This window comes from Streptosporangium saharense (genome assembly GCF_014203715.1).
GTDB lineage: Bacteria > Actinomycetota > Actinomycetes > Streptosporangiales > Streptosporangiaceae > Streptosporangium > Streptosporangium saharense.
Map to the genome: position 1 here is coordinate 506,027 of NZ_JACHJP010000001.1, position 24,242 is coordinate 530,268.

At 70.2% G+C, this 24,242-nt stretch carries 24 protein-coding genes; 15 read left to right on the plus strand and 9 right to left on the minus strand.

Annotated features, from left to right (window positions below):
* Nucleotides 1–20 precede the first annotated feature (20 nt).
* Nucleotides 21–995, minus strand: a complete 975-nt coding sequence (locus FHS44_RS02570) for a helix-turn-helix transcriptional regulator (RefSeq protein WP_184712229.1) — start codon at nucleotides 993–995, stop codon at nucleotides 21–23.
* A gap of 80 nt (nucleotides 996–1,075) precedes the next feature.
* Here FHS44_RS02570 and FHS44_RS02575 point away from each other — a divergent pair, with 80 nt between their 5' ends.
* Entirely contained in the window at nucleotides 1,076–1,900 is an 825-nt protein-coding gene (locus FHS44_RS02575) for an SDR family oxidoreductase (RefSeq protein WP_184712230.1), read from the plus strand.
* A 235-nt stretch (nucleotides 1,901–2,135) separates the two neighbouring features.
* Here FHS44_RS02575 and FHS44_RS02580 read toward each other — a convergent pair whose 3' ends face one another.
* On the minus strand, nucleotides 2,136–3,068 hold the full coding sequence (locus FHS44_RS02580; protein WP_184712231.1) for a helix-turn-helix transcriptional regulator: 933 nt from the start codon (nucleotides 3,066–3,068) through the stop codon (nucleotides 2,136–2,138).
* Nucleotides 3,069–3,168: 100 nt separating this feature from the next.
* Between FHS44_RS02580 and FHS44_RS02585 the strand changes: the two genes are divergently transcribed.
* The 3 genes from FHS44_RS02585 to FHS44_RS02595 all read left to right on the plus strand — a co-directional run bounded on the left by FHS44_RS02585 (nucleotide 3,169) and on the right by FHS44_RS02595 (nucleotide 6,009).
* Nucleotides 3,169–4,407 (plus strand): multidrug effflux MFS transporter, encoded by a 1,239-nt coding sequence (locus FHS44_RS02585; RefSeq protein ID WP_312863507.1) that lies wholly within the window; start codon nucleotides 3,169–3,171, stop codon nucleotides 4,405–4,407.
* Nucleotides 4,408–4,567: 160 nt separating this feature from the next.
* Nucleotides 4,568–5,596, plus strand: coding sequence for a zinc-dependent alcohol dehydrogenase family protein (locus tag FHS44_RS02590; RefSeq protein ID WP_184712232.1), 1,029 nt, complete (start codon nucleotides 4,568–4,570; stop codon nucleotides 5,594–5,596).
* Between the two features lie 11 nt (nucleotides 5,597–5,607).
* Nucleotides 5,608–6,009, plus strand: a complete 402-nt coding sequence (locus FHS44_RS02595; protein ID WP_184712233.1) for a (R)-mandelonitrile lyase — start codon at nucleotides 5,608–5,610, stop codon at nucleotides 6,007–6,009.
* A gap of 28 nt (nucleotides 6,010–6,037) precedes the next feature.
* On the opposite strand, the gene FHS44_RS02600 is transcribed toward FHS44_RS02595, so the two are convergent.
* Complete coding sequence (locus FHS44_RS02600; protein ID WP_312863508.1) at nucleotides 6,038–6,583, minus strand: GNAT family N-acetyltransferase; 546 nt, start codon at nucleotides 6,581–6,583, stop codon at nucleotides 6,038–6,040.
* 289 nt (nucleotides 6,584–6,872) lie between these two features.
* Here FHS44_RS02600 and FHS44_RS02605 point away from each other — a divergent pair, with 289 nt between their 5' ends.
* From FHS44_RS02605 to FHS44_RS02620, 4 genes are all read left to right on the plus strand, one after another.
* Nucleotides 6,873–8,123 (plus strand): helix-turn-helix domain-containing protein, encoded by a 1,251-nt coding sequence (locus FHS44_RS02605; protein WP_184712236.1) that lies wholly within the window; start codon nucleotides 6,873–6,875, stop codon nucleotides 8,121–8,123.
* Nucleotides 8,124–8,658: 535 nt separating this feature from the next.
* Nucleotides 8,659–8,982 carry a hypothetical protein gene (locus FHS44_RS02610; protein ID WP_184712237.1) on the plus strand — a complete coding sequence of 108 codons (324 nt, stop codon included), beginning with the start codon at nucleotides 8,659–8,661 and terminating at the stop codon, nucleotides 8,980–8,982.
* A 289-nt stretch (nucleotides 8,983–9,271) separates the two neighbouring features.
* Nucleotides 9,272–9,613 carry a hypothetical protein gene (locus tag FHS44_RS02615; protein ID WP_184712238.1) on the plus strand — a complete coding sequence of 114 codons (342 nt, stop codon included), beginning with the start codon at nucleotides 9,272–9,274 and terminating at the stop codon, nucleotides 9,611–9,613.
* 267 nt (nucleotides 9,614–9,880) lie between these two features.
* A complete protein-coding gene (locus FHS44_RS02620; protein WP_184712239.1) occupies nucleotides 9,881–10,084 on the plus strand; it encodes a BldC family transcriptional regulator in 204 nt (67 codons plus the stop codon).
* 17 nt (nucleotides 10,085–10,101) lie between these two features.
* Here FHS44_RS02620 and FHS44_RS02625 read toward each other — a convergent pair whose 3' ends face one another.
* The 3 genes from FHS44_RS02625 to FHS44_RS02635 all read right to left on the minus strand — a co-directional run bounded on the left by FHS44_RS02625 (nucleotide 10,102) and on the right by FHS44_RS02635 (nucleotide 14,230).
* The gene (locus tag FHS44_RS02625) at nucleotides 10,102–11,598 is read right to left on the minus strand and encodes an aldehyde dehydrogenase family protein (protein WP_184712240.1); all 1,497 of its coding nucleotides are present in this window, start codon (nucleotides 11,596–11,598) and stop codon (nucleotides 10,102–10,104) included.
* Nucleotides 11,599–11,761: 163 nt separating this feature from the next.
* Complete coding sequence (locus tag FHS44_RS02630) at nucleotides 11,762–13,126, minus strand: FAD/NAD(P)-binding protein (RefSeq protein WP_184712241.1); 1,365 nt, start codon at nucleotides 13,124–13,126, stop codon at nucleotides 11,762–11,764.
* 105 nt (nucleotides 13,127–13,231) lie between these two features.
* Nucleotides 13,232–14,230 (minus strand): GlxA family transcriptional regulator, encoded by a 999-nt coding sequence (locus FHS44_RS02635; RefSeq protein WP_184712242.1) that lies wholly within the window; start codon nucleotides 14,228–14,230, stop codon nucleotides 13,232–13,234.
* A gap of 653 nt (nucleotides 14,231–14,883) precedes the next feature.
* Here FHS44_RS02635 and FHS44_RS41600 point away from each other — a divergent pair.
* From FHS44_RS41600 to FHS44_RS02650, 3 genes are all read left to right on the plus strand, one after another.
* Complete coding sequence (locus FHS44_RS41600) at nucleotides 14,884–15,288, plus strand: ribonuclease domain-containing protein (protein WP_184712243.1); 405 nt, start codon at nucleotides 14,884–14,886, stop codon at nucleotides 15,286–15,288.
* Nucleotides 15,289–15,423: 135 nt separating this feature from the next.
* Nucleotides 15,424–15,717 carry a hypothetical protein gene (locus tag FHS44_RS02645; protein ID WP_184712244.1) on the plus strand — a complete coding sequence of 98 codons (294 nt, stop codon included), beginning with the start codon at nucleotides 15,424–15,426 and terminating at the stop codon, nucleotides 15,715–15,717.
* A gap of 160 nt (nucleotides 15,718–15,877) precedes the next feature.
* A complete protein-coding gene (locus FHS44_RS02650; RefSeq protein WP_184712245.1) occupies nucleotides 15,878–16,969 on the plus strand; it encodes a peptidyl-alpha-hydroxyglycine alpha-amidating lyase family protein in 1,092 nt (363 codons plus the stop codon).
* Here FHS44_RS02650 and FHS44_RS42210 read toward each other — a convergent pair.
* The gene (locus tag FHS44_RS42210) at nucleotides 16,949–18,505 is read right to left on the minus strand and encodes a PucR family transcriptional regulator (protein WP_184712246.1); all 1,557 of its coding nucleotides are present in this window, start codon (nucleotides 18,503–18,505) and stop codon (nucleotides 16,949–16,951) included. The two genes, FHS44_RS02650 and FHS44_RS42210, sit on opposite strands and share 21 nt — an antisense overlap.
* A gap of 84 nt (nucleotides 18,506–18,589) precedes the next feature.
* Here FHS44_RS42210 and FHS44_RS02660 point away from each other — a divergent pair, with 84 nt between their 5' ends.
* Genes FHS44_RS02660 through FHS44_RS02670 form a run of 3 tightly spaced genes read left to right on the plus strand, consistent with a single transcriptional unit; the run spans nucleotide 18,590 to nucleotide 22,473 of the window.
* Nucleotides 18,590–20,404, plus strand: a complete 1,815-nt coding sequence (locus FHS44_RS02660; RefSeq protein WP_184712247.1) for a penicillin acylase family protein — start codon at nucleotides 18,590–18,592, stop codon at nucleotides 20,402–20,404.
* 7 nt (nucleotides 20,405–20,411) lie between these two features.
* On the plus strand, nucleotides 20,412–21,617 hold the full coding sequence (locus tag FHS44_RS02665; protein ID WP_184712248.1) for an MFS transporter: 1,206 nt from the start codon (nucleotides 20,412–20,414) through the stop codon (nucleotides 21,615–21,617).
* On the plus strand, nucleotides 21,610–22,473 hold the full coding sequence (locus FHS44_RS02670; RefSeq protein WP_184712249.1) for an alpha/beta fold hydrolase: 864 nt from the start codon (nucleotides 21,610–21,612) through the stop codon (nucleotides 22,471–22,473). The genes FHS44_RS02665 and FHS44_RS02670 overlap by 8 nt, the downstream gene beginning before the upstream one ends.
* On the opposite strand, the gene FHS44_RS02675 is transcribed toward FHS44_RS02670, so the two are convergent.
* Nucleotides 22,457–22,894: a VOC family protein gene (locus FHS44_RS02675; protein WP_184713400.1), complete on the minus strand. Its 438-nt coding sequence runs from the start codon at nucleotides 22,892–22,894 to the stop codon at nucleotides 22,457–22,459. The two genes, FHS44_RS02670 and FHS44_RS02675, sit on opposite strands and share 17 nt — an antisense overlap.
* An 88-nt stretch (nucleotides 22,895–22,982) precedes the next feature.
* Complete coding sequence (locus FHS44_RS02680; protein ID WP_312863509.1) at nucleotides 22,983–23,426, minus strand: hypothetical protein; 444 nt, start codon at nucleotides 23,424–23,426, stop codon at nucleotides 22,983–22,985.
* A 216-nt stretch (nucleotides 23,427–23,642) separates the two neighbouring features.
* Here FHS44_RS02680 and FHS44_RS02685 point away from each other — a divergent pair, with 216 nt between their 5' ends.
* Entirely contained in the window at nucleotides 23,643–24,239 is a 597-nt protein-coding gene (locus FHS44_RS02685; RefSeq protein WP_184713402.1) for a response regulator transcription factor, read from the plus strand.
* The last annotated feature ends 3 nt before the right edge of the window (nucleotides 24,240–24,242 follow it).

A 24,242-nucleotide genomic window follows, 5' to 3' on the forward strand; every position in this document is an offset into this window, starting at 1 on the left:
GGTCGATGCGGGTCCCACGATCAGGCTTGTGAGTCCGCCTGCGGCCACGCGGCACGCTGGAGGCGGGCGGTCAGTGTGCGGAGGTGCTCCAGCAACTCAGGTGGCTCGTGGACGTCGAACTCGAAGCCGAACGCGGCCACCCACACCGCGAGATGGTCGAGGCTGTCCGAGCCGATGCGCAGGGTGCAGGTGTTCTCGTCGAGGGGTTCCACGATGCCGAGGGTGGGAGGAACCTCTTCGGCCACTTCCCGGGCCGAGCCGTACATGGTGAGCACGGCCTGGTAGCGGTGGCGGTCCGTGGTCATGTCCCTGGCGAAGTAGCCGGCCAGGTCCTCGCTGGGGAGCGGTCTCGGGGTGAACCGGGGCCCGAGAGGGCTGCGTAGGGACAGTCTGTCGACTCGGAACGTCCGCCAGTCCGACCTCGCGGTGTCCCAGCCGAAGAGATACCACCGCCTTACGCCGGTGATCAGCCGGTACGGTTCCACGTCCCGCACCGTCTCCGAGCCGTCACTTGAGACGTAGTCGAACCGCAGCCGTCCGTGGTCACGCACCGCGGAGGCGATCACGGTCAGCGTCGACGGATCGACCGTGGGACCGGCCGTCGGCATGGTCACCAGTGCCGAGCTGAGCGTGTTCACCTGGTGGCGCAGCCGTGCGGGCAGCAGCTGGTCCAGCTTGGCCAATGCCCGTACGGAGGTCTCGGCGATGCCCGCGACCGCACCACCGGCCGCCGTCCGCAGCCCGACCGCCACCGCGACCGCCTCTTCGTTGTCGAGCAGCAACGGGGGCATCGAGGCACCGGGCCCCAGTTGGTAACCGCCGCCGACGCCGCCGATCGCGTTGATCGGGTAACCCAGGACCCGCAGTTTGTCGACATCGCGACGTACGGTCCGCGGGCTCACCCCGAGACGCTCGGCCAACTCCGTTCCCGACCAGTCCCGATGGGCCTGCAGCAACGTCAGCAGACGGAGCAGACGAGCGGAGGTCTCCAACATACGACGATCGTCGCACCGCTCGCGGACAGGAGCTGACCGCGATTCCTCCTAGCGTCTGTGCCACAACGAAAGGAATCACCATGACCATCCTTGTGGCCGGTGCCACCGGCAATGTCGGACGCCCCCTCGTTGAACAACTGCTAGCGGCCGGACACCGTGTCCGTGCCCTCACCCGCAACCCGGCGAAGGCGAACCTTCCTGCGGGCGCCGAGGTGGTCGCCGGCAATCTGGCCGAGACCGCGAGCCTGTCCACTGCTTTCTCCGGCATCAGCGCGGCGCACCTGATCAGCTTCAACGGGGAGGACTTCTCACCGCTGACCAACGGTCCGGAAATCGCCGACCTGGCGAAGAAGGCCGGGGTACGCAAGGTGACGGTGCTCAAGGGAGAGGTGACGAAGAGCCCGTTGGAGGAGGCCGTCGAGGCCAGCGGCCTGGAGTGGACGCACCTGTCGCCGGTGGAGTTCATGTCCAACGCCCTGGAGTGGGCGGAGTCCGTGCGAACCGAAGGCGTCGTCCGCGAGGCGTTCGCCGAGGCCAGGAGCGCGATGGTCCACGAGGCGGACATCGCCTCGGTCGCCGCGACCGCGCTGACCGCCGACGGCCACGAGGGCCAGGAATACTGGATCACCGGGCCGGAGGCGTTGACCCCGCCGGAGAAGGTGCGCACGATCGGCGAGGTCCTCGGTCGCGATGTGCGCTACATCGAACTCACCAGGGACGAGATCGTCGAGCAGTGGCGCCAGACCGGCTTCTCCGACGAGGACATCGAGTTCTTCCTGACCATGCGGACCAACCCGCCGCAGGCCGGCTACACCGTGCTTCCCACCGTGGAGAAGGTCACCGGCAGGCCGGCCCGAACCTTCGCGCAGTGGGTACAGGAGAACGCCGCGGCCTTCGGCACCTGACGCCGGACACAGCCCGGTGAGCTTCAGCTCAGGCGTCGAGGGAGTCAGCAGACCAGCGGCGCGCGCCGTACGGCACCAAGGCGTCGTGAGGAAGCTGGGCCTTCACACGAGCCCGACCGCGCCCGGGACCTGGACCCACGTGGCCGCCGGGCCTGAGGATGACGCGAACGTCGTCTGGCAGACGCCTGCGGCGACTCCGGCCCCTCAGTGACCCCGGATCACTCACCGTTATGGATCAACCAACACCACCGTGCCCGCCTGACAGGCGCTCGCCATCAGGGCGCAAGGTACGGCTTGGCTGACCGAGGGTGGGCGGCTGTTCGGCGGACAGGGAGGACAGCAGGCGTAGGCGTTCTTCGGAGGGTGATCCGGGTTCGGCGGTGTAGATGATCATCGCGAGGCCGGGTTCCGCGGTGAGGGCGAGTTCCTCGTAGGCGAGGGTGAGTTCGCCGACCTCGGGGTGGTGGAAGCGTTTGGTGCCTGTGCCGTGGGTGCGCACGTCGTGGGCGGCCCACAGTCGGCGGAAGGTGTCGCTGCGGGTGGACAGCTCGCCCACGAGGTCCTGCAGGGCGCGGTCGTGGGGGTCGCGACCGGCCTCGGCGCGCATGATGGTCACGCACATGTCGGCGAACAGGTCCCAGTCGGGGTAGAAGTCGCGTGCGGCGGGGTCGAGGAACTGGAAACGGGCCAGGTTCGGGGTGCGGCCGCTGTCGCCGATGACGGGGGCGTAGAAGCGGCGGCCGAGCGCGTTGGTGGCCAGGAGGTTCTGGCGGGGGTCACGGACGAAGGCGACGGCGCCGGTGACGGCCTCCAGCGCCCAGTGCAGGCTGGGGCGGGAGGCGCTGTGCCGGGTGGCGCGGCGGCGCGGACGGCCGGAGGCGGGGATGCCGTCGGCGGCGCGGGCCAGGTCGAACAGGTGGGCGCGTTCGGTGTCGTCGAGCTGCAACGCCCGCGCGATCGCCTCAAGGACGGAGGCGGAGGCACCGGCGATCTGGCCGCGTTCGAGCTTGGCGTAGTACTCCACGCTCACGCCGGCGAGGATGGCGACCTCGGTACGGCGCAGCCCGGGCACGCGCCGGTTGGAGCCGCCGGGGATGCCGGCCTGCTCGGGCGTGATCTTGGCCCGGCGTGAGGTGAGGAACTCGCTGACTTCGCGGCGGTTGTCCATAAGGCCAGCGTAGGTGGGGTGCCGGAGGTCTGGGGTGCCCTGCTGGTACACCCCTCGACAGAGACTCCCCCTGCGCCGCGAGGCGCCGTTCACTGGAGGGGTGTTCAAGCGATCCTCACGGCTTCTGCCCATGCTGCTGCTCCTGCTGACGGTGTTCGGACCCATCTCCATGGATCTGTACCTGCCGGTGCTCCCGGCGTTGACGGCCGAGCTGGGGGCGGCGACGTCGATGGCTCAGTTGACCGTCACCGCCTGCCTGACCGGCCTGGCGCTCGGGCAACTGGTCGCCGGGCCGCTGTCGGACCGGTTCGGCCGCGCCCGGCCCCTGTACGTCGGGGTGGTCACCTACGTCGCGACCTCGCTGCTGTGCGCGGTGAGCCCGAGCATCGAGACGCTCATCGCCGCGCGGCTGGTGCAGGGGCTCGCGGGTGGCGTCGGCATCGTGATCGCGCAGGCGGCCGGCCGTGACCTGTACTCCGGCGGCGAGCTGATCCGCTACTACGGCCGTATGACGGTGCTCGGCGGCCTGGCCGCCATCGTCGGGCCGCTGCTGGGCGGGCAGTTGGCCAGGAGCACCGACTGGCGCGGCCTGTTCGTCTTCCTCGCCGTGATCGGCGCGCTCATCCTGGTCCTCGTCGCCACCGGCTACCGCGAGACGCTGCCCCCTGCGGGCCGTACAGCAGGCGGATTCGCCCAGATCGGCCGTGACTTCCGCACCCTGCTGGCCGACCGGGTGTTCACCGGCGCGGTGCTGCTGCAGGGGTTCGTCAACGCCGCCCTGTTCGCCTACCTGGCCGGGGCCACCTACGTCCTGCAGGGGATCTACGGGTTGTCGCCGCAGCAGTACGCGCTCGCGTTCGGGCTGAACTCGGCCGGGTTCATGGTCTTCGGCTATCTGGCAGGCCGTACCAGCGAGCGGTGGAGCGTCGGCGGCACCCTGGCCGCGGGTCTGGTCATGTGCGCGGCCGGTGCGCTCGGGCTGCTGGCCGCGGGGGTGTGGGCGCTGCCGCTGGCCGTGGTGGTCGTGTCGCTGCTGGTCATGGTCAGTGGTGTGGCCGTCACCACTCCACCCGCGACGACGCTGGCCCTGGCCGGTTACCCGCGCCTGGCGGGCACCGCCTCCTCGCTGCTGGGGATGGCGCGTTTCGCCTTCGGCGGCGTCGCCGCGCCCTTCGTCGGGCTGGCGGGCGCGGCGAGCATGCTGCCGCTCGGCATCGTGACCGTCGTCTCGGTCGCGCTCGCGGCGGCCTCCTGCGCCCTGATCTTCAGGCGTCGCACATGTACGGCGCGGCCGTACCCCGTGACCGAGATCGAGCTCGCCGGAACGGCGGCGAAGTGAGCGCGTCATGCGGGAACCACAACTGCGAAATGCCGGGAAAGAGATCATCTCGCCTGTTCAGCCCTCGTTGACCGGGGGAAAGGCCAGGCGGGGGGTCGGAAAACCGGTCGGTGACGCACCGGCCGCATTCATCAGGACACCGTTGAAGGAGACATCTGTCATGCGCGGAGTAGTTCTGCACGGTCCGGGCGACATCCGGGTCGAGGACCGTCCCGACCCGGAGATCGTCGAGCCCACCGACGCGATCATCCGCGTCACCGCCGCCTGCGTCTGCGGCTCTGACCTGTGGCCCTACCGCGGCATCGACCGGGGTGACGGGCCGTCGCCCATGGGACACGAGTACGTCGGCGTCGTCGAGCGGGTCGGCGACCAGGTTGGAACGATCAAGGTGGGGGACTTCGTCGTCGGCTCGTTCTTCGCCTCCGACAACACCTGCGAGATCTGCCAGGCGGGCTATCAATCCCGATGTGTGCACGCCCAGCCGATCGGCGTCTTCGGCACCCAGGCGCAGTACGCGCGGATCCCCCTGGCCGACGGCACCCTGGTCGCCACCCCCGGCCAGCCGGACGCCGACCTCGTCCCGTCGCTGCTCGCCGCCTCCGACGTGCTCGGCACGGGATGGTTCGCCGCCGTCGCCGCGGAGGCCGGGCCCGGCAAGACGGTCGCCGTCGTCGGAGACGGAGCCGTCGGCCTGCTCGGCGTCCTGGCCGCCCGCTACCTCGGGGCCGAACGCGTCATCATCTTCAGCCGCCACGCCGACCGGCAGAAGCTCGCCGCCGACTTCGGCGCCACCGACGTCATCACCGAACGCGGCGACCAGGGCGTCGCCCAGCTCAAGGAACTCACCAACGGGCTCGGCGCGCACTCGGTCATCGAGGCCGTCGGCACCCAGGAGTCGATGATGCAGGCCATCCGTTCCACCCGCCCCGGCGGCCACGTCGGTTACGTCGGCGTCAGCCACGACGTCCAACTGCCCGGCGAGGAACTGTTCTTCTCCGGCGTGCACCTGCACGGCGGCCCGGCCCCCGTACGCCGCTTCCTGCCGCGACTCATCGAGCTGATCTGGGACCGGAGGATCGACCCGGGCAAGGCCTTCGACCTCGACCTGCCGCTTGAGCAGGCCGCAGAGGGCTACCGGGCGATGGACGAACGACGCGCCATCAAGACCCTGCTGCGCCCGCAGCACTGAGAGGAACACCCATGGAACTCCTGCGACAGCCGCCAGCCACCAAGGGACCCGCCGAGTGGTTCACCGGCGACGTCTGGTTCGACGTCATCCACCGCGGCGAGGAGCCGTCCCGGTCCCGCGCCAACCTGGTGCGGTTCGCCCCCGGCGCCCGCACCGCCTGGCACTCCCACGGCCTGGGCCAGAGCCTGCTCATCGTCGCGGGCGTCGCCCTCGTCCAGGCCCGTGGCGACCGGCTCATCGAGGCCCATCCGGGTGACGTCATCTGGACCCCGCCGGGCGAGGAGCACTGGCACGGCGCCGCCCCCGGCTACTTCATGTCCCACCTGGCCCTGTGGGAGGGCGACGACACGACCTGGCTGGAACACGTCACCGAAACCGACTACACCGCCACCCCGCAAACCACCCGCCGCTGAGGAGCACCACCGATCCGATTGGTCCGCGTCATGGTGTCAGCCGGATGGCCGTTGTGCCGGTGAATTCCTCGGCGAGGGTGTCCATGACGATCTCGTCGCAGACGCGGCCGAGCCAGTAGCCCGCCTGGCGTAGCCGTCCGGCCTCGCGGAACCCGGCTCGCCGGTACGCGGCGACACCGGCCGCGTTCGGTTCGAGGACCTTCAGCCACACCATCCGCAGGTTGGTGACGTGCCAGGCGTAGTCGAGGGTGAGCCGGGTCGCCTCGGTGCCGAGCCCTCGGCCACGGGCTTCGGGGCCAAGCATGATCACGAACTCGGCGGTGCGTACGGCCTGGTCGATGTACAGAACCGTTGTGCCGACCGGTACGGCGCCGCCACCGGTGACGTCGTAGACGGTGAACCGAGGGGTGTCGCCCAAGGAGGAGAGCTGGTGGGCGAGTCCCTCGGTCCGGGACTCCAGACTGTCGGGGGTCTGCCTGCCGTACCCCACGAGCGTGGCCGGGTCCTGCTCCCACCGCCAGTACTGCTCAACAAGATCAGCCCGGTACGGCCCCAGAGCGGTTTTCTTCCCCACAACCCAGAGAATCGGCTCAGCCTCCCCGGTCATCGTCGATCGCCTCCTATGATCACTTTGAGGGGCGTGTACGCGTTCGTCGACTTGGGTTCGCGACGGGCGGCTCATATTTAGTTTGTACCCATGCGTGAAGCAGGGTCGGATCTCTGGCGATTCCGTGGCATCACACCACGTCGAACTCGTTGAACCGGGGATAAGTAACGCGAAGACATGCTGTGGCATAGCTCCGCGTGGGGAAGCACAGGTACCGTGCCCATAGAAGCCACTCCCCACATCGAAATGGACGAAGATGCCGCGCGAACTGGAGGAACAGGAGGCGATCGGCTACCGCATCAGGCGGAAGCGCCTCAGCCTCAGGATGAATCAGGCTGCCCTGGCTGCGGCGGTGGGAAAGTCGCAGGGGTGGATGTCGAAGGTCGAAAAGGGTCATATTGAGCTTGACAGCGCTACCGTAATTAACGGGTTGGCGCGTGCCTTGCTCTGCCACCCCAACGAGCTGATCGAACGGCCGTATACCGGAACGGCCGCTGAGAATCGGTGGCGGGAGGCTGCGGCGAACATCCTGCGGGAACTGCGTCGCTACGACCTTCCCCCGGCTTTCACCGGCGCTCCACGGTCGGCTTCGGAGCTGTGGGAAAGCATGAAGCGCCTGCACCGTCTCAGGGATACGGCGGCGAACAGCGCGATCATGCTCAGCCTTCCCGACCTTCTCCGGGAAGTGCGCGCCTTGGCCGAGGTCTCCACCGGCCATGAGCGGGAGGAAGCCTTCGCCATTTATGCCGTGTGTTGCAAGTTCGCGCACACCGCCGCCCACGCGCTCGGTCACGCCGAGCTTGTCGCCATGGCCTGCGAACGTGCCGCCTGGTCGGCGCAGCTCTCCGGCGATCCGCTGATGCCCGCCGTCGTTGACTGGATGCGGGTGTGGGACATGTGGGCCACTGCCGACTGGAACGACGCCATCTCCCTGTCGGACAAGGCGCTGCGCAGCATCGAGAACGACTACGAGCGAGGCGATCCTCTCGCGATCCGAGCGTGGGGATCTCTCCAGCTGAGGGCGGCCGTGTCAGCGGCGCGAGCGGCGAACGCGGCCGAAGCCGACCACCGTCTCGCCCTGGCCGACCAGGCAAGCCAGCGGATGGTCACCGGCAAGTCGCTGGCCTATGACCGTCATTCACTGACGTTCTCCTCTGGAAACGTGCAAATCCACCGCGTCAGTGTGGCGTTGGAGATGAGCGATCAGGTGAAGGCGCTCACCCTCAACGCGCACGTTGATCCGGCTCACCTGGCGGCCCTGCCCAACTCTCGCCAGGGTCACCATCGCATGGATCTCTCCCGCGCCTACCTGTGGAACGGCAACCGCGACAAGGCCCTCAACGAACTCCAGGAAGCCGAAAAATTGGCACCACAATTGGTGCGAAATCACCCAATCGGCCGAGCGACCCTAAGAAGAATCATATGTGCTGAAAGAGCATCCACCCGTGAACGCCTAAGAGCGATGTCAAGTCGATTTAACCTCGATGACCAGGCGTTATTCCCCTGATTCATATTCCCCTGTAACGGGCTCCTTACGCTGCGATACATGACGGTCAGCAACCAGCGTTTCGCTACGGAAGCCCTCCGTTCCGAGTGGACTCCTGAGCGCGGAGACCTCGTCCTCGATACGGTCTGTGGCCGTATCGGGGTTGTGGTCGCCTTGCCGGAAGACAGCAACACCGACCTGTACCACCTACGCCCCCCTGACGGGGGAGAGGATTGGGTGGCAGGCCTCAACAACCTCGAACCACGCCCTGACAGCACCAAAACCTCCGCCACCGGCGCACCTACGCCCTTTTCCGTACGGTTTCCACTTTGCCGCTGGCGAGCCTTTGTGCGCCTGAGTCTCCAAGTCACTTAGCGTCGTACGTTCTCCTGGGCTGTCCCACCTCTCTGGGGACCGTGGCGAGACCCACACCCGGCGTGACGTCAAGTCCGCCGCTTCCCAAAGACCTCATCGCGGATCGGGCCGGAAACGATCCCGAAGGTGTCACTCCACCCATGCACGAAGGAGTCGAATCGTGTTTCCACTCAATACGCCCATGACCGATGCCCTGCGCCGGAAGATGCATGAGGGGTTCTACGACCCCAAGGCGCCGCAGTTGCGTCACCTGCAGAGTCTGCTCGCTCGGTTGCGGGTGGAGACGGTGTTCGTGTGCGAGGACGGCGCCCCTCGGGTGGAGGTTCCCGGTAGGGAGGTTGTCATCTGGACCGATCGTCGGGAGCGGATCTACTTCTGGAAGCACCAGAATGAGCGGGCTCTTCAGGTGCCGGTCGAGCAGGCCGAGGAGGCGGCCCGGCAGATCGCCGACCACCTGACCCGCCTGGCGGAGGCTTCCGGGGCGGAGGAGGGGGCTCCCTCGTGATCGGACGGTCCCGGCCCGCAGGACGCCACCGTGACGGGCAGCCTGTGACGGCGGTCTATCGACGGGTGCGGGATGGCCCTGCTCGGGCTGAGGCTGAGGTGCTCAACCAGGCGTGCTCTGGGTGGGCGGTGCTCTACAGCTTGAGCATGCGCCGCTTCTTCGGCCTGTGTGCTTGGCCTTCTCCGGAGCCGGTGATGATCAGTGACGACACCGCCGACGGGTTGGAGCAGCGGATGCGCGAGGCCGAGACGCTGCTGATCCTGCGGATGCCACCTGCCGAAGAGGCGGCATGATGCCACCGCGTCGAAGTTGCGAGGCCGTACAGCAGGCTCACCCGGACTGGTTGGTGTTCCACAACTCGGCGACCGGGGTGTGGAGCGCCTACCGGCGTGCTCTGCCGTACAGGCCGGAGCCTGAGAGTGTGCTGTTGGTGCGGGCGGACTCGGTTGAGGAGTTGGACCGCAAGCTGGCCGCTCAAGTGTCCCCGGTGGTGCCGCCGAGCATCCGGGCCGTTGCCGTTGCCCGTGCGCTCCAGGCCCGAACCGCTCATGCCGTCCGGGCCGCCGCCACCGTCCAGGCCGGGCGGGTTGGTCAGCGGCCTCTCGGACTGCGCAGACTGCTGCGCTCCTAAGCCGGTACGGCGTGCAGAGGGACCTCATCCCGCTCCCTGCCCGCCGTACCTCATGCGTGCGGCTCAGGTTGGAGGGACCTGGGCCGCACACCTTCGCAAGGCGGCTCCCGCACCGAGCACTCGGTGCGTTGGGGAAGGGGGAGTCGCCTCGCGCACCGGCCCCGTGACGTGGGGCCGGTCCTCCTCCAGGGTGCCCGGTCGCATGCTCCCCGGCTCGGGGCCGGGCACCCATCGCCTACCGCGTTGCTGACCTCCCAGGGAGCCCCCATGCCCGTGTCCAACGTCGTCGAGCCGGACAGCACCGGCCCCACGGAACAACTGTTGACCCCCGGTGAGGTGGCCCACATCTTCGGGGTGGACCCCAAAACCGTGAACAGGTGGTCCCTCACCGGGAAGATCCCCTCGTTGAAGACCCCCGGCGGCCAGCGCCGTTACCGTCAGAGCGACGTCAATGCCCTGTTGAACGGGTGACGGCCTCACATGAAGGGTCAGGTGTGGAGTTGGGTGCAGACGGATTTGACCTCGGTGTAGGCGTCGAGGGCTTGGTGGCCCATTTCGCGGCCCCAGCCTGACTGTTTGTAGCCGCCGAAGGGGAGGGCGGCGTCGAAGACGTTGTAGCAGTTGATCCAGATCGTGCCCGCGCGGATGCGGCCCGCCAGGGCGTGGGCCTTGGAGATGTCGCGGGTCCAGATGCCCGCCCCGAGGCCGTAGACGGTGTCGTTGGCCTGGGCGGCGATCTCGTCGAGGTCGGAGAAGGGCGAGGCGACCACGACCGGGCCGAAGATCTCCTCGCGGACGAGCCGCATGTCCGGCCGTACGTCGGTGATCACGGTCGGCTGGACGAAGTAGCCCTGGTCGCCGTGCCGCTCACCACCGGTCACGGTCCTGGCGCCCTCCTGGCGGCCCGACTCCAGGAAGCCGGTCACCCGGCGCAGCTGCTCGTCGGAGACCAGGGGGCCCATCTGGGTGTCCGCGTCGAGGCCGGGGCCGAGCCTGATGCCGCGGGCGATCTCGGCGACCCCCTCGACGACCTCGTCGAAGCGGCTGCGGTGCACGAAGAGCCGGGATCCGGCGATGCAGCACTGGCCGTGGTTGAAGAAGATCGCGTTCGCGGCGCCCTGGACGGCGAGGTCGGGGTCGGCGTCGTCGAAGACGACGTTGGGGCTCTTGCCGCCGAGTTCCAGGGTGACCTTCTTCAGGTTGCCCGCGGCGGCGTGGACGATCAGCCTGCCGACCTCGGTCGAACCGGTGAAGGCGACCTTGTCCACGCCGTCGTGGGCGGCCAGGGCCGCGCCCGCCGTCTCGCCGTACCCGGGCAGGACGTTGACCACGCCGTCGGGCACCCCCGCCTCGGCGATCAGCTCGGCCAGCCGCAGGGCGGAGAGCGGGGTCTGCTCGGCGGGCTTGAGGATCACCACGTTCCCGGTGGCCAGGGCGGGGCCGAGCTTCCAGGCGGCCATGAGCAGCGGGAAGTTCCACGGGATGATCTGGGCGACGACGCCGACCGGCTCGCGCAGGGTGTAGGCGTGGAAGGCAGAGCCCGGGAGGTAGGGCACCGACAGCGAGATCGTGTTTCCCTCGATCTTGGTGGCCCAGCCCGCCATGTAGTGGAACAGGTCGGCGGCGAGGGGGACGTCCGCGACCCGGGCGACCGCCAGCGGCTTGCCGTTGTCCAGGGATTCGAGCTGGGCCAGCTCGTCGGCGTGTTCCAGGATCAGGTCGCCGATCCGCCAGATGATCCGGCCCCGCTCGGAGGCGGTCATCCTGGACCAGGGGCCGTGCTCGAAGGCCCTTCTGGCGGCGCGTACCGCCCGGTCGACGTCCTCGGCGTCGGCCTCGGCGACGTGGGCGAGGGTCTGGCCGGTCGCGGGGTCAGGGGTGGTGAAGGTCCTGCCGGAGGCCGCGTCAACCCAGCGGCCGTCGATGAACAGTTGGTGGGGGCTGGTGATGAAGTCCTCGACGCTCTTGTCCAGGGCCACCGTCATGAGCGTTGGCTCCCTTCCTGATCGAAGGCGCTCCGCCGGGCTGCCTGAACGCCCGAGCCGGTTGGCGTCCCCGGTCCTCGGGTGGGCGGCCCGTTGGACGAGTAGCCTTCATGACACTATGTGTGAAGAAGGAGCACAAGGTGTGATTTGGGTGGCCTGAGGGTCAGCGTGGGTGCGCGGCCAGGGCGAGGGCGTCGGCGAGCCGGGACGCGAGGGCCGCGGCCTGGGCGCGGATCTCCGCGATGGCCGTCGTCTCGTAGAGGGTCCCGCGCAGGGTCGGCCCCAGCGTGAAGACCCTGTCGTTCGGCCGCCCCACCGCGTCGAGGACCCGGCCGCAGGGGTCGGCGTCGATCCCGAGCCTCAGCGTGTCCTGCCGTACCACACCGTCGGCGACCAGACGGGACAGGAACGGATCACCGGCGACGCCGCCTCCCGGGCCGGTCGCGTTGACCAGCCAGCCGACGTCGAGCCGCCTGACGGCGCCGTCGGCGCTCACCCTGGCACTCACCCCCTCGGGACCGGTCGTGGCCCTGACCAGACGGCCGCGGATCACCCGCAGCCGGCCGTTCGCGCGCAGCTCGCCGATCCTGGCGGCGGTCGCGGGCGGGATGCGGTGCCGGTGGACCTCCCAGTAGCGCGCGACCAGGTCGAGGAAGCGCCGCTGGTCGTCCCGGCTGAGGTTCGCCCACAGCCGCTGGGTCCGCGGGCGCAGCCCGTCGATCACCGCGTGCCAGTCACCCCCGTTTTCTCGTACGGCCAGCCGCACGGCGCGCAGCAGTTCGGCCAGGTCGAGCGGCCCCTCGGGGATCGCCGTCGGGATCGGGGGCGGCACGGGACAGGGGTGCGGCCGGGGCAGCAGGGCGTGCCGCGACAGCGCGTGCACCACCGTCCCCGGATGCGCGGAGGTCACGGTGAGCGCCACGTCCACCATGGTCAGCCCGGTCCCCACCACGAGGACCGGGGCGCCGTCGCGGATCCTGGCCAGGGCGCCGGGGGCCCACGGGTCGGCGACGTAGCGGCGGCTGCCCGCGTCCACGACCCTCGGCCAGGGGGCCTGGGGCCGGTTGCCCAGCGCGAGCACGATGGCGTCGGCGCCGACCTGGCCGCCTCCGGAGAGCTGGACCCGCACGTCGGGGCCCTGGACGAGGGCGGTCGCCGTCGCGGTCACCCGGCGCACCACGCGGGCGGGCCGGTCCTCGGCGGCGGTCAGCAGGTCGCGCAGGTAGCGTCCGTAGGCCTGTCTGGGCAGGTAGCCGGAGCCGTCGATGTCGATCCCGTCGTCGTGCGCCCAGCGCAGCAGGTGCCCCGGGTCGTCGTCCAGGCCGCTCATCTTGTCGACGCTGGCGTTGAGCAGGTGTCGTGGATCGACGGTCGAGTACGCCTGCCCCTGGGCGTGCCTGCCGTACTGGTCGATCAGCATGATCTCCAACGGCATGGCGCGCGCCCGCGCCAGACGGAGGAGGTGGACCGCGGCCAAGGTGCCGCTCGCGCCGCCACCCACGATGGCGACCGATGGAGAGCCTGACACGGCGTCCATCATACCCACTATCCTGGTAGGATATATGGGATGTTTTGTGCGGTCCCTTGGGGGCGGGGATCCCGTCGCGGCGGACCCCCGCCCGGTCAGGGGCCGTCAGCCCGCCGTGCGGAAGACCTCCACGGACGCGTCCGGTTCGGAGCGGCGGTCGTGGCGTCGGCGGTGGTCGCGGGGAGACAGGCCGCGCCGCTTGGTGAACTGCTCGCGGAAGACCGCGACGGAGTTGTATCCGACGAGCCGGGCGATCTCCTCGATCCGCAGGTCGGTGGTCTCAAGGAGCTCCTCGGCGCGGTTGAGCCGCTGGGCCAGCAGCCAGGAGTGCGGCGTCGTGCCCATGGCGGCCCTGAACCTGCGGGCGAAGGTGCGCGGGCTCATCAGGGCCTGGGCCGCCAGGTCGTTGACGAGCAGCGGCCGGTCCAGGTTGGCGTGCGCCCAGTGGATGACGCCGGTGAACAGCTCGTCCTCGTTGCTGCCGGGCACCGAGCGGTCGATGCGCTGCGCCTGGTCGCCGTCCCGGTGCGGCGCGGCGACCATCGCGCGGGCGACGGCGTTGGCCACGGCCGCGCCGTGCTCGCGGCGTAGCAGGTGCAGGCACATGTCGATGCCCGCGACGATCCCGGCGCCGGTGATCACCAGTCCCTCGTCGATGTAGAGGGTGTCGGCGGTCACGGTGACCTCGGGGTAGAGCGTGGCGAAGTCCTCCAGGAGGTGCCAGTGGGTGCTCGCACGCCGCCCGTCGAGCAGCCCGGTCGCGGCCAGCAGGTGGGTGCCGGTGCAGAAGGCGGCGATGATCGCGCCCCGCCGGTTGGCCGAGAGTAGCGCGGTGACCAGTTCGGGGGTCGGATCCGGGCGGGTGTCGTACCCCGGCATCAGAATGACCAGATCGGCCTTGTCGATGCGGTCGAGACCGTGCGTCACGTGCATCGACAGGCCCAGATCGGTAAGGAGTGGACCGGGGCGTTCGGCGCACACCGTGAAGTCGAACGACGGAAGTTCGGCTTCGAGACGGTCGGCGAAGATCGCGCCGATCCCTCCGATGTCGAACGTGCTCACACCATCTGTGGCGAAGACCACCACCGATCGGAAAGCGGCCATCCGGTCAGCCGACCGATAACGGGAAGGTGGACGGTTCCACAACCATCTGACTGTTCCTCATGGGAACAAGTGAACCCCAGAACCGGCACTTTGGAACGTCGCTTCGATTAATGTTCATGGATTTCGCTCCTTACCGTGCTTTCTGTGTGACGAGAGTGACGGGAGGGGTGAAGGAATGCGAGCCGTGGGGGACGCGGTACGGCGGGTGGTGGATCCGGTCGGGCGGAAAACCTCTTTGGGGGCGGGCGAGTGCCTGTCGGGCGTCCAGGGTTTTGGTGAAATCCCCAGGGACACCGGGTTTCCTGGGTGGCCTCGGAACCCCCACTGGGAGGCCGGGCGGCTCGGTGGCGGTTTCCCAGGGGTTTTCCGTGGGGCTGGGACTCCGTTTCGAGGGACGTCCGGGGTTTCGGTGGGTCGGAAACGCTGATTGGTATGGGACTTTTTCGGGGTTCTGGGATTCCGGTGGGCGGCCGGGCTTTCCTGGATCGCGTGGACGTGCGGGGCGGGCGTCTTTCCCGGGCCACGAAGAGTTCATCTCACCTTTGGCGGAAGGCGTCTTCATCGGATTCCGCCCCGCGGTGATCCTGGCGGTTGTCCGCCTCTTCGCGATCCATTCTGTGAAGAGGCTCCGCGCACCTCTGTGAGGAGGCCCCGTGAGCGCTCCAGGAACTCCCCGGTCCGTTCCGTTCGCCGTCGTGTTCGCCGTGATCACGTTCCTGACCGGTCTGGTCGGGGTGGTCCCCGCCGACGCCGCCGTCTACTCGACCTGCACCGTCTCCCGGTGCGCCGACGCCCGCTCGGCCAGCTCGACCTGGGCCGGCAAGGGATACCCGACCGGCGGCGGGTGGTACTCCTGGCCGGACGGCCGGTACAACTACACCGGCGGCCAGTTCTACAACCGCGAGGGGCAGCTGCCCGCGGGTGCCACCTACTACGAGTACGACGTGTACTCCCGGGCCAGGGGCGCGGCGCGGGACGCCTACCGCATCGTCGTCAACCGCTCGACCGGCGTCGTCTGGTTCTCGCCCAACCACTACACCGACTTCTACCGGCTCTGATCCCGTTCGTTGTTCGTTGGGAGAGTCTTTCCCGGCTCCTCGTATGTCGGGATCCCGGGGGGAAGGTGGCGCGGAGTAATCATTGAGCGACCCACCGTGCGGGGCCAGTGCCCCCGGACCTCAAGGAGCTCAACCATGCGACGCCTCCCCACCGCCCTGGCCGTCACGGGCCTGCTCTTCCTTGGTGGAGCCCCCGCCGCCTCGGCCGATCCCGTGGACGACGGTCACCTCCGCCTTGACGGCCGCAGGGTCGTCGCCCCGAGCGGCTGCTACAACTCCCACATCCGGCCGCTGATCGTGCAGAACCGCACCAGCAGGGTCCTGTACGTCTACGGCTCTCCCAACTGCGAGGGCGAGGTGATCTCCACCGTGGTCGCCGGGAACACCGCCGTCGAGAAGTCCGGTGTGAGCGTCTTCGTCACCCCCTGAACCCCCTGACCCGCGCGCGCATCGGGACCTCCCTGACCGGATGATCGGGGACTTCCCCGATGGCGGTTCCCCGGTGACGGGGCCGACACTGGGCGCACACGTGACCAGGTCCGTGTGCGCCCCGCCATATCCGGGACGCCTGCACTACCCGGAGAGACCTATGGCGATACGCGAGACCAACCGGATCGCCAGGCGTGCCCTGCTGGCCGCCGTGCCCCTCGTCGTCCTCGGAACCGCCGGACTGCTCCTGCGGGGGAGCCCGCCCGGGGCCGCCGTGGTCTCCGAGGCCGTTGACCGTACGGCACCGCCCGGCGCGACGCTGACCCCGTGGGGACGGCTCCCCGCGGGAACCGGGATCGGGTCGGGGGTCGCGGTGACCGGGTCGGGGGAGGTGCTGCTGCTGCACCGGGGCGGTGGGGCGTTCGCCACGGACCGGATGATGGACGTCGATCCGATCGTCGTGCTCGACGCGGGCACCGGGGCGTTCCTGCGTTCCTGGGGGTCGGGGATGTTCGCCTCCCCGCACGGCGTCTCGGTGGACGGGCGGGGCCGGGTGTGGGTCACGGACGTGACGACCAACCACGTCACGGTGTTCACCCCCGAAGGGCGGCTCGAACGGACGATCGGGCACGACTACGGCTTCGGGCTCGACACGTGCCTGGCCGTACGGAACACGCTGACCAACCTGCCCTGCACCGGGGACCCCTACATCTTCGCCAGGCCGACCGACGTGGCGGCCGGGGGAGCCGGGCGGGTCTACGTCTCCGACGGCTACCGCAACTCCAGGGTGGGGGTGTTCGACGACTCGGGGCGGTTCACCGGGGAGTGGGGAAGGCTCGGCGACGATGACGGCGCCTTCTCCATCCCGCACGGGATCGCGCTGCGCGGCAACGGCGACGTCGTGGTCGCCGACCGGCGCAACGCGCGGGTGCAGGTCTTCTCCGCCGACGGGAGGCACCTGGCGACCCACTCCTCTTCGGCGATCGGCAGGCCGTACGACGTGGCGGTGGGTCCCGGGGACGTGCTGTACGTGCTCGACGGCGGGGACGCGCTCGACGAGAAGGGGGGAGAGCATCGGGGGCACGTCGTCACCCTCGCCGGGGACGGGTCGGTGACACGGCGCTGGACGATGGCCGACCAGAACGCCGACCCCCACCAGCTCGCGGTCGGCCCCGGGGGCGAGATCTACGTCGCCGCGCTCAACGGCCCACCGCTGTGGCGTTGGACCCCTTCACAGCAGGCGAAGGCGTAGCCAGGTGACCAGGCGGGTCTGGGGGTCGGACAGGTCGAGGCCCTCGGCGGCGAGTCTGCGGACGCGGTAGCGGAGCGTGTTGGGGTGCACGCCGAGCCGCGAGGCGGCGGCCCGGACGTCCCCGTGGCTCTCGATCCAGGCCAGCGCCGACTCCGCGACCTCGGAGAGGTCTCCCCAGGGCTCGTGCAGGAGCAGGCCGGGATGGTCGTCGAGGAGGGCGCGCAGTTCGATGAGGGCCGCCGCCGCGCGGACCTCCTCGATCGTGCCCACCGCCGTACCCGACGCGCGCAACGCCGCCAGCGCCAGGTCGGCCTCGCGGCGGGAGCGCGGCAGCTCCTCCGCCGTGACCCGCCCGCCGACCGCCGCGACCAGCCGTCCGCGTCTGCCGAGCTGCCGGACGAGGTCGGCGGCGATCTCCCGCAGCGCCGTCAGGTCGGGCGTCGGGACCAGGCAGTAGACGGTCTCCGCGCGCAGCACGCAGGCCGCAGAGCGCCGGTAGGCGTCGAAGTAGGTGGCGACGCCGTCGAGCAGGTGCTCCCCGGGCGGGTCGTCGGCGCCGAGCGAGAGCCCGGCCACGGCGAGCACCGCGATCCCCGCGTCCGGGTCGAGGCCGAGGCGGCGGCAGGCCGTACGCGGGTTCGTGCCGTCGAGCGCCTGCCCGACCAGCTCGCCACGGCGCTCCCGGTCGGTGGTTCTGGCCGTGCGCGCCCGCAGCAGGTGGGCCGCCGCCAGCCTGGCGAACTCCTCGACCAGGACGAGCCTGTCGTCGGGAAGCTGGTCGCGGCCTTCGAGGACCCACAGCATGCCGAGGGGTTCGGCGCCGCTCCGGATGCCCGCCCCGACCCGCCAGATCGTGTGGTCGGCGGTGTCGTAGGGCGCGTTGGTGAGGAAGCGCAGCGCGCGGCCGGTGGTCAGCAGCAGCCGCCTGGTCTCCCGTGGGGCGTTGCGCTCGGGCACGACCCGGTTGAGGATGACGTCGCGTTGCAGGTCGTCGTTGACCTGGCCGGGCACTGCCGAGTAGGCGAGCAGCCGCCACTGGGTGTCCACGATCCCCACCGGGCGGTCGAGGGTCTCGGCGATCAGGTTGACCAGCGTGTTCAGGTCGCCGACGGGGACGCTGCCCAGGTCGCCGCCGGGTGCCGAGACGAGGTTCTCGCCCAGTAGGACGGTCTCCTCGACCAGCGTGTGCAGGTGGCTCCAGGTCATCGCCGACTCCAGCGCGACCAGCGCGACGCCCGCCCGCGCCGCCTCCTCCGCCAGGGGTACGGCGTCCGCCGCGTCGGCCCGCAGCACCGCCGCCGTCGCCCCGCCGAGCCCGCGCAGCGTCGTGACGATCTCGGGGGAGGTGGCGGTCAGCCCGACCAGCAGCACCATCGACCCCGGGCGGGGCGGTACGGCGCTCAGCGGGTCATGGATCGCGGGCCCGGAGACCGGGACCTCGACCCCGCGCGGGGCGCCGACGACCGTGACGTAGCGGTCCCCGATCCGTTCGACCACCTGGGCGAGTGACGGTTCGAGATACTCGACCTGGTTCACCTGTGCAGTATCGGCCAACACCCAGGGTGATTCCTCGTCCGATCGGCCAAGGAATTTCGGACATTCTTCACCCAGGGTTGACGCATGGACAATTCCTGGGGCTCAGTGCGGATTCTCCGGGACGCGTACGGCACGCCGCTGATCGACGCCTCCACCGAGCCCGCCGCCTACTTCGGACTCGGGTACGCGCAGGCGCGGGACGACCTGAACGGTGTGCTCGGGCAGTACCTCCTGGTCCGGGGCGAGTCCGGCGATCCGGAGCGCGACGCCGTACACCGTCGTTGGCAGGTGCTCGAAGAGGCCAGGCGGGGCCTGGAGTCCATGCCGGATGATCTGCGGGCCTGCTACGAGGCGTTCGTCGCCGGGGTCGGCGCGTGGATGGCGGAGAACCCCGGGGCGGTTCCCGACTGGGCGCCGCCGCTCGAACCCGCCCTGCCGATCGGCGTCAACCGGATGGTCATGCTGTTCTGGATCATCACCGACGGCGTCGAGGCGCTGCGCGCGGCCGGGGTGCTCTCGAACGCCCCGGCCTCGGAGAAGGACGTCGGCTACGCCCCGCTCGGCTCGAACGCCTGGGTGGTCAGGCCGTGGCGGACCGGGAGCGGCGAGACGTTCGTGGTCAGCGACCCGCACCTGCCCTTCGGCGGCGCGTTCGCCATGCACGAGGCGGTCGTCAGGGCCGGGGACCTGCACTACGCGGGGTTCTGCTTCCTGGGGGCCATGCTGCCGCCGCTGGCCCACAACCGGACCTGCGCCTGGGGGCTGACCACCGGGGGACCGAGGGTCTCCGACGCCTACCAGATCGCCGTCCAGGGCGACCGCTACCTCCACGACGGCGAGCCCAGGGAGGTCCTGCGGCACGACGGGCACGAGTACGTCGTGCACAACGGCGTCGTCGCGCCCGTCCTGGCCAGGGACGCCGAGGCGGTCTACGTGGTGTGCACGCCGTACATGGGGAGGGCGGGGGAGACGGAGCGGCAGTTCGCGGCGATGGTGCGCGCCCGCGACGTGGGTGAGCTGCGCGCGGCGCTCGGGGCGTGCGCGTTCCCGCCGCAGAACGTGCTGGCCGCCGACGCCTCGGGTGACTGCCTCTACCAGCGCACGGGCCGGGTGCCGCTCAGACGCCCGGGGCAGGGCGGCGGGGTGCTCGACGGCAACACCTCGGCCACCGGCTGGCTTGGCGTCAGGCCCGCAGAGGACCTGGTGCAGATCGTCAACCCCGCCTCCGGCTACCTGCAGAACTGCAACACGGCCCCCGACACCGTCACCCCCGATGCGGCCCTGGCGCCGGAGCGCTGGCACCCGGACGTCTTCAACGACGAGCCTGGGCGCGACACCAGCCGGGGCAGGCGCCTCGCCGAACTGCTGCCCCGGGCCTTCGCCGTGAGCCTGGCGGAGGTGACCGCCTGGGCGCTCGACGACAGGTGGCCGGACACCGGGGACTGGCAGGCGAGGCTCCGTGAGGCCGCCTCCGCCGAACCGGAGCGGGTCAGCGGCTGGCCCCCCGAGCATCGGCGGCTGCTGCACCGGCTGCTCGCCTTCGACGGTCACGCCGCCCCGGACTCGGCGGACGCCACGGCCTGGGTCGCCTGGCGGGAGCGCATCCCTGACGACGGCGACCTCCTCGACGCGGTCTCCCAGACCTGCGAGGACCACAAGGCCTATGGGGAGGAATACCGCCTGCCGACCGGGGTGCCGGGCCGGGGTGGGGCGATCGGGCTCGACGTGTCGCTGCGCTCGACCTACTACGCGGGGGGTACGGCCTTCGCCGGGGGACCCTGCCTGCGGATCGTCGCCCTCGACAAGGACGGGATGCGCTCGTGGAGCGTCGCGATGCCCGGCCAGGCCGCGCTCTACAGCCGTGGCGAGGTCAAACCGATCGTCTTCGACCCGTCGTGAGGCCCGCATGAGGCTCTATCCCGTCGTCGCCGTCGGCATGCTGGCGATCACCGACGCGTTCGTGAACCAGGCCCTCAGCGTGCTGGCCCCGGACATCACCGCCTCGTTCGGCGTCTCGACCGGCGCCCTCACCTCCCTGCTCGCGATCCAACTCCTGGCCGTGGGGGTCGCGCCGTTCCTGATGGCGACCGTGGTCAGGGGCCGTCCGATCCGCGCCCTCGTCTCCATCGTCACCGGCCTGGTCTGGAGCGTGTCCACCCTCGCGATCTCCTTCGCCGGGGACATCTGGACGCTGGGCGCGTTGCTGCTGGTCAGCGGGCTGGCCAACGGCAGCCAGATCGCGCTGCACTCCCCGCTGCTCGCCGACATCTACCCGCCCGCCGTCCGGGGAAGAGTCCTCGCCCTGTACGGCGCCGCCATGCCCGCCGGGGCGATCCTGAGCCCGTTGACGGTCTCGGCGCTTTCCGGCTGGTTCGGCCTGGACTGGCGGGCGGTCTACGCGGTGCTCGGGGTGCTGTCGCTGCTCGGCTGCCTGTCGGCGCTGCGGCTGCGCGACCCGGGGATCGGGCGGCACGACGAGGTGACGCCGGGCGGGAACCCGCTGCGCTCGCGGACGCTGCGCCGGGTCTTCGCGGCCTTCGTCGCCTACGGCATGCTCCTGGTTCCGGCCGCGACGTTCCTGTCGGTCCACCTCAAGGAACGCTGGGGCATGGAGACCGACGCCCGTGGCCTGTTCACGGCGTGCTGCTCGGCCGGGGCCATCGTCGCGCTTGTCGCCTTCGGACGGAGGCTCGACGCGATCTTCCAGGCCGACCCCGGGAGGGTGCCGATCGTGGCCGCCAGGATCATCGCCTGCTCGGCGCTGGCCTTCGCGGCGGGCGCGTCGGCCCCCGTGCTGCCCCTGACCCTGCTGGCCTTCTTCGTGGGGCTGGTCCTGACGCCGATGATCGTCCCAATGATCACATTGATCATGATCGCGGTCACCGGTCCCGGGGGGCGCAGCTACATGGCCAGCCTGTTCGGGGTTGGGCTGGCGATCGGCGGCCTGACCGGGGCCGCGCTGCTGAGCACCGTCGAGGGAACGTACGGTACGGCGGGGGCGGTGGCCTCGATCGCCCTGCCCGGACTGCTCGCCGGGCTGCTCATCGCCTCGACGGCCCGTACGATCCGTGCTGATCTGATTCCCGTCCGGGAGGAGAACGTCAATGCCTAGCGTCTTCGGAGACCCGGGGTACGCGCCCCTGCCGGACGGACGGCGGCTGCACTACGTCAGCCAGGGGTTCAGCCAGGGAGAGGGACGGCCCGTCGTCGTCCTGGAGTCGGGACTCGGGGCCTCCCGGGTCGAGTGGGGCCTGGTCATGCCCCTGGTCGCCGAACGCACCCGGGTCGTCGCCTACGACCGGGCTGGGCTCGGCCGCAGCACCCCCGACCGGCACCGCCGCGACCTGGAACGCATGGTCGAGGACCTGGGACGCCTCCTGGACCACCTGGGCGAGGAGCGTTACGTCCTGGCCGGGCACAGCCTGGGCGGGCCGATCCTCCGCGCCTACGCCGCCGCCAACCCCGGGCGGGTCGCCGGGCTCGTGCTCATCGACCAGGCCGTCGAGGACCTGCCCTTCTACTACTGGCGCAGCGTCCGGGCCCTGTCCCTGGCCGTGCAGACGGTCACGATCGGCCTGGCCGGGCTCGGCGTAAAGATCGTCCCGAAGGAGGTGCGTCGCATCCTCGCGCTGTTCCCCAAAGAGATGCGGCGGGAGGCGCTGGCCGAGATGACCAGGGCGTCCGAGCTGCGCGCCACCCGCGCCGAGTACGCCGCGCTCCCCGAGGGCTTCGCCCGCCTGCGCGCCTCGGAGATCACGCTGCCCCCGGTCCCCGTCACGGTGATCAGCGGCGCGCTCGCCCCGAGCAAGCTGGAGAGGCGCTTCCGCCCGGAACTGGTCGCGGCCCACAGGAGGCTCGCCGAGGCCCAGCCCATGGGCCGTCACGTCCTGGCCGAACGCTCCGGCCACATGGTCCCCCAGGACGAACCCGGCCTGGTCGCCGAGGAGATCCTCAGACTGCTCGGTTGAGCTGTTCGGCCAGGGCGACGATGATGCCCGAGGGGCCGCGGAGGTAGCAGAGCAGGTAGGTGTCCTCGTAGCGCACCACCTCGCCGACGAGTTCGGCGCCGTGGGTCCGCAGCCGGGCGACGGTGTCGTGGATGTCGGTGACGGCGAACATGACGCGGTGGGCTCCCAGCGTGTTCACCGGCCTCCTCTCCGGCTCGGGGCGGACCACGGCCGGGGCGTGGAACCTCGTTAGCTCAAGCCTGCCGTGGCCGCCGGGGACGCGCATCATCGCGATCTCGGACCGCATGTCGTCGTCGAGCCCGACGACACGGGCCGCCGAGGCTCCCTCGATCATCGCCCTGCCCTCAAGCTCCATGCCGAGCTCGGTGAAGAACGCGACGGTGGCGTCGAGGTCCTCGACGATGATGCTGACGTTGTCCATTCGTTCGATCATGGTGGTTCCCCTTCGTCACGGCTGTCGTGTCCCCGGGGACGGAGCCGGAACCACGATCTCGACATCCGGCGACCGGTCAGCTGAGGAGCAGGACCCCGGCGGTCAGCAGGGCCACGACCTTGACGGCCTCCAGGGCGATGTAGGCGTGGTGCGCGTGCGAGCGGGGAGCTTCGTGCCCGGCCATCACCAGGTCCGAACGGCGGGTCAGCCGGGGCCGTACCGTCGCCAGCTGCGCGCCGAGCGCCACGATCGCGACCCCCTCGGCCACCGCCGCGCCGTACGGCAGGGCCCCCGTGACGACCGTGACCAGCACGACCACCGCGAAGACGGCCTCGGCCGTGTTGAGCGCCCTGAAGACGAGCCTGCCGATGCCGAGCCCGATCGCGAGGCTCACCCCGGGGGCGCGGAACTTCAGCGGCGCCTCGACGAACGAGATGGCCACCACCATGCCGAGCCAGACATACGTCACCGCCGTCGCGACCGCGTGCCCCACCGCAACGCCCTCCTCACCGGGATTCACCGGAAACCAGATTAGTCCGTGGTGAGTCCCGGCTCGGGACAAACCCCTTTCACGGAAGGTGGAATAAGCGCGGCCCCCATTTGGCCCCCAAATCAACCCGCGATATGGCCGGGGGGCCGGAACTGGGTTAGAAGTGGAGCTCTGGCGAAGGAAAAAGCACCGGGGGGCATTCACCAAAGGCAATTCATCAGGCAAGGAGGAGAACGGGTGCATCGAATGGTCTCGATGTTGCTCGCCATGCTCGCCGCGACGATGACGGTGAACGAGTCAGCGCTCGCACGGACGGAGACCGACGGTCCCGGAGGCGACGGCGACTATCCAGGGCCGGGAGGCCCCGTGGCGGCCGACACGCTGCGCCTGCTGTGGGCCGCCTCCCACGGCGGGCAGGACCTGGCGCGCGAGCTCGCCGGGAACGGGCCGAAGCTGGGGGTGTTCACCCGCCACGAGGACCTGTGGTGCTGGGACGTGACCCCCGACTCGGCCGGGGAGTGGCTGGCCGGGCTGATCGGCTCCGGCGGGGCCGTACTGGACGAGGCGCAGCTTGAGGCGCTGGAGACGCTGGTCAGGCCCTACACGGCGATCACCAGGACCGCGGAGCCCGCCCATGACGTACGGCTCACGCCCAGGGAGCACGACGTGCTGCGCCTGCTCTGCGCGGGCCTGAGCGCGGTCGCCATCGCCCGCAAACTAGGACTTTCCCCGCGTACGGTGACCAAGCACCAGGAGCGGCTCTACCGCAAGCTCGGGGTGTGCGACCGGGTCAACGCCGTGCTGCTCGCGCAGCGCCTCGGCATCGTCGCCGGTCCCCCGTGACCC

What these genes read in the sequence shown, in the direction of transcription:
- FHS44_RS02570 (WP_184712229.1), bottom strand. Translation starts at nt 995, where the DNA reads ATGTTGGAGACCTCCGCTCGTCTGCTCCGTCTGCTGACGTTGCTGCAG.
- FHS44_RS02575 (WP_184712230.1), top strand. Translation starts at nt 1,076, where the DNA reads ATGACCATCCTTGTGGCCGGTGCCACCGGCAATGTCGGACGCCCCCTC.
- FHS44_RS02580 (WP_184712231.1), bottom strand. Translation starts at nt 3,068, where the DNA reads ATGGACAACCGCCGCGAAGTCAGCGAGTTCCTCACCTCACGCCGGGCC.
- FHS44_RS02590 (WP_184712232.1), top strand. Translation starts at nt 4,568, where the DNA reads ATGCGCGGAGTAGTTCTGCACGGTCCGGGCGACATCCGGGTCGAGGAC.
- FHS44_RS02595 (WP_184712233.1), top strand. Translation starts at nt 5,608, where the DNA reads ATGGAACTCCTGCGACAGCCGCCAGCCACCAAGGGACCCGCCGAGTGG.
- FHS44_RS02605 (WP_184712236.1), top strand. Translation starts at nt 6,873, where the DNA reads ATGCCGCGCGAACTGGAGGAACAGGAGGCGATCGGCTACCGCATCAGG.
- FHS44_RS02610 (WP_184712237.1), top strand. Translation starts at nt 8,659, where the DNA reads ATGACCGATGCCCTGCGCCGGAAGATGCATGAGGGGTTCTACGACCCC.
- FHS44_RS02615 (WP_184712238.1), top strand. Translation starts at nt 9,272, where the DNA reads ATGATGCCACCGCGTCGAAGTTGCGAGGCCGTACAGCAGGCTCACCCG.
- FHS44_RS02620 (WP_184712239.1), top strand. Translation starts at nt 9,881, where the DNA reads ATGCCCGTGTCCAACGTCGTCGAGCCGGACAGCACCGGCCCCACGGAA.
- FHS44_RS02625 (WP_184712240.1), bottom strand. Translation starts at nt 11,598, where the DNA reads ATGACGGTGGCCCTGGACAAGAGCGTCGAGGACTTCATCACCAGCCCC.
- FHS44_RS02635 (WP_184712242.1), bottom strand. Translation starts at nt 14,230, where the DNA reads ATGGCCGCTTTCCGATCGGTGGTGGTCTTCGCCACAGATGGTGTGAGC.
- FHS44_RS02645 (WP_184712244.1), top strand. Translation starts at nt 15,424, where the DNA reads ATGCGACGCCTCCCCACCGCCCTGGCCGTCACGGGCCTGCTCTTCCTT.
- FHS44_RS02650 (WP_184712245.1), top strand. Translation starts at nt 15,878, where the DNA reads ATGGCGATACGCGAGACCAACCGGATCGCCAGGCGTGCCCTGCTGGCC.
- FHS44_RS02660 (WP_184712247.1), top strand. Translation starts at nt 18,590, where the DNA reads ATGGACAATTCCTGGGGCTCAGTGCGGATTCTCCGGGACGCGTACGGC.
- FHS44_RS02665 (WP_184712248.1), top strand. Translation starts at nt 20,412, where the DNA reads ATGAGGCTCTATCCCGTCGTCGCCGTCGGCATGCTGGCGATCACCGAC.
- FHS44_RS02670 (WP_184712249.1), top strand. Translation starts at nt 21,610, where the DNA reads ATGCCTAGCGTCTTCGGAGACCCGGGGTACGCGCCCCTGCCGGACGGA.
- FHS44_RS02675 (WP_184713400.1), bottom strand. Translation starts at nt 22,894, where the DNA reads ATGGACAACGTCAGCATCATCGTCGAGGACCTCGACGCCACCGTCGCG.
- FHS44_RS02685 (WP_184713402.1), top strand. Translation starts at nt 23,643, where the DNA reads ATGGTCTCGATGTTGCTCGCCATGCTCGCCGCGACGATGACGGTGAAC.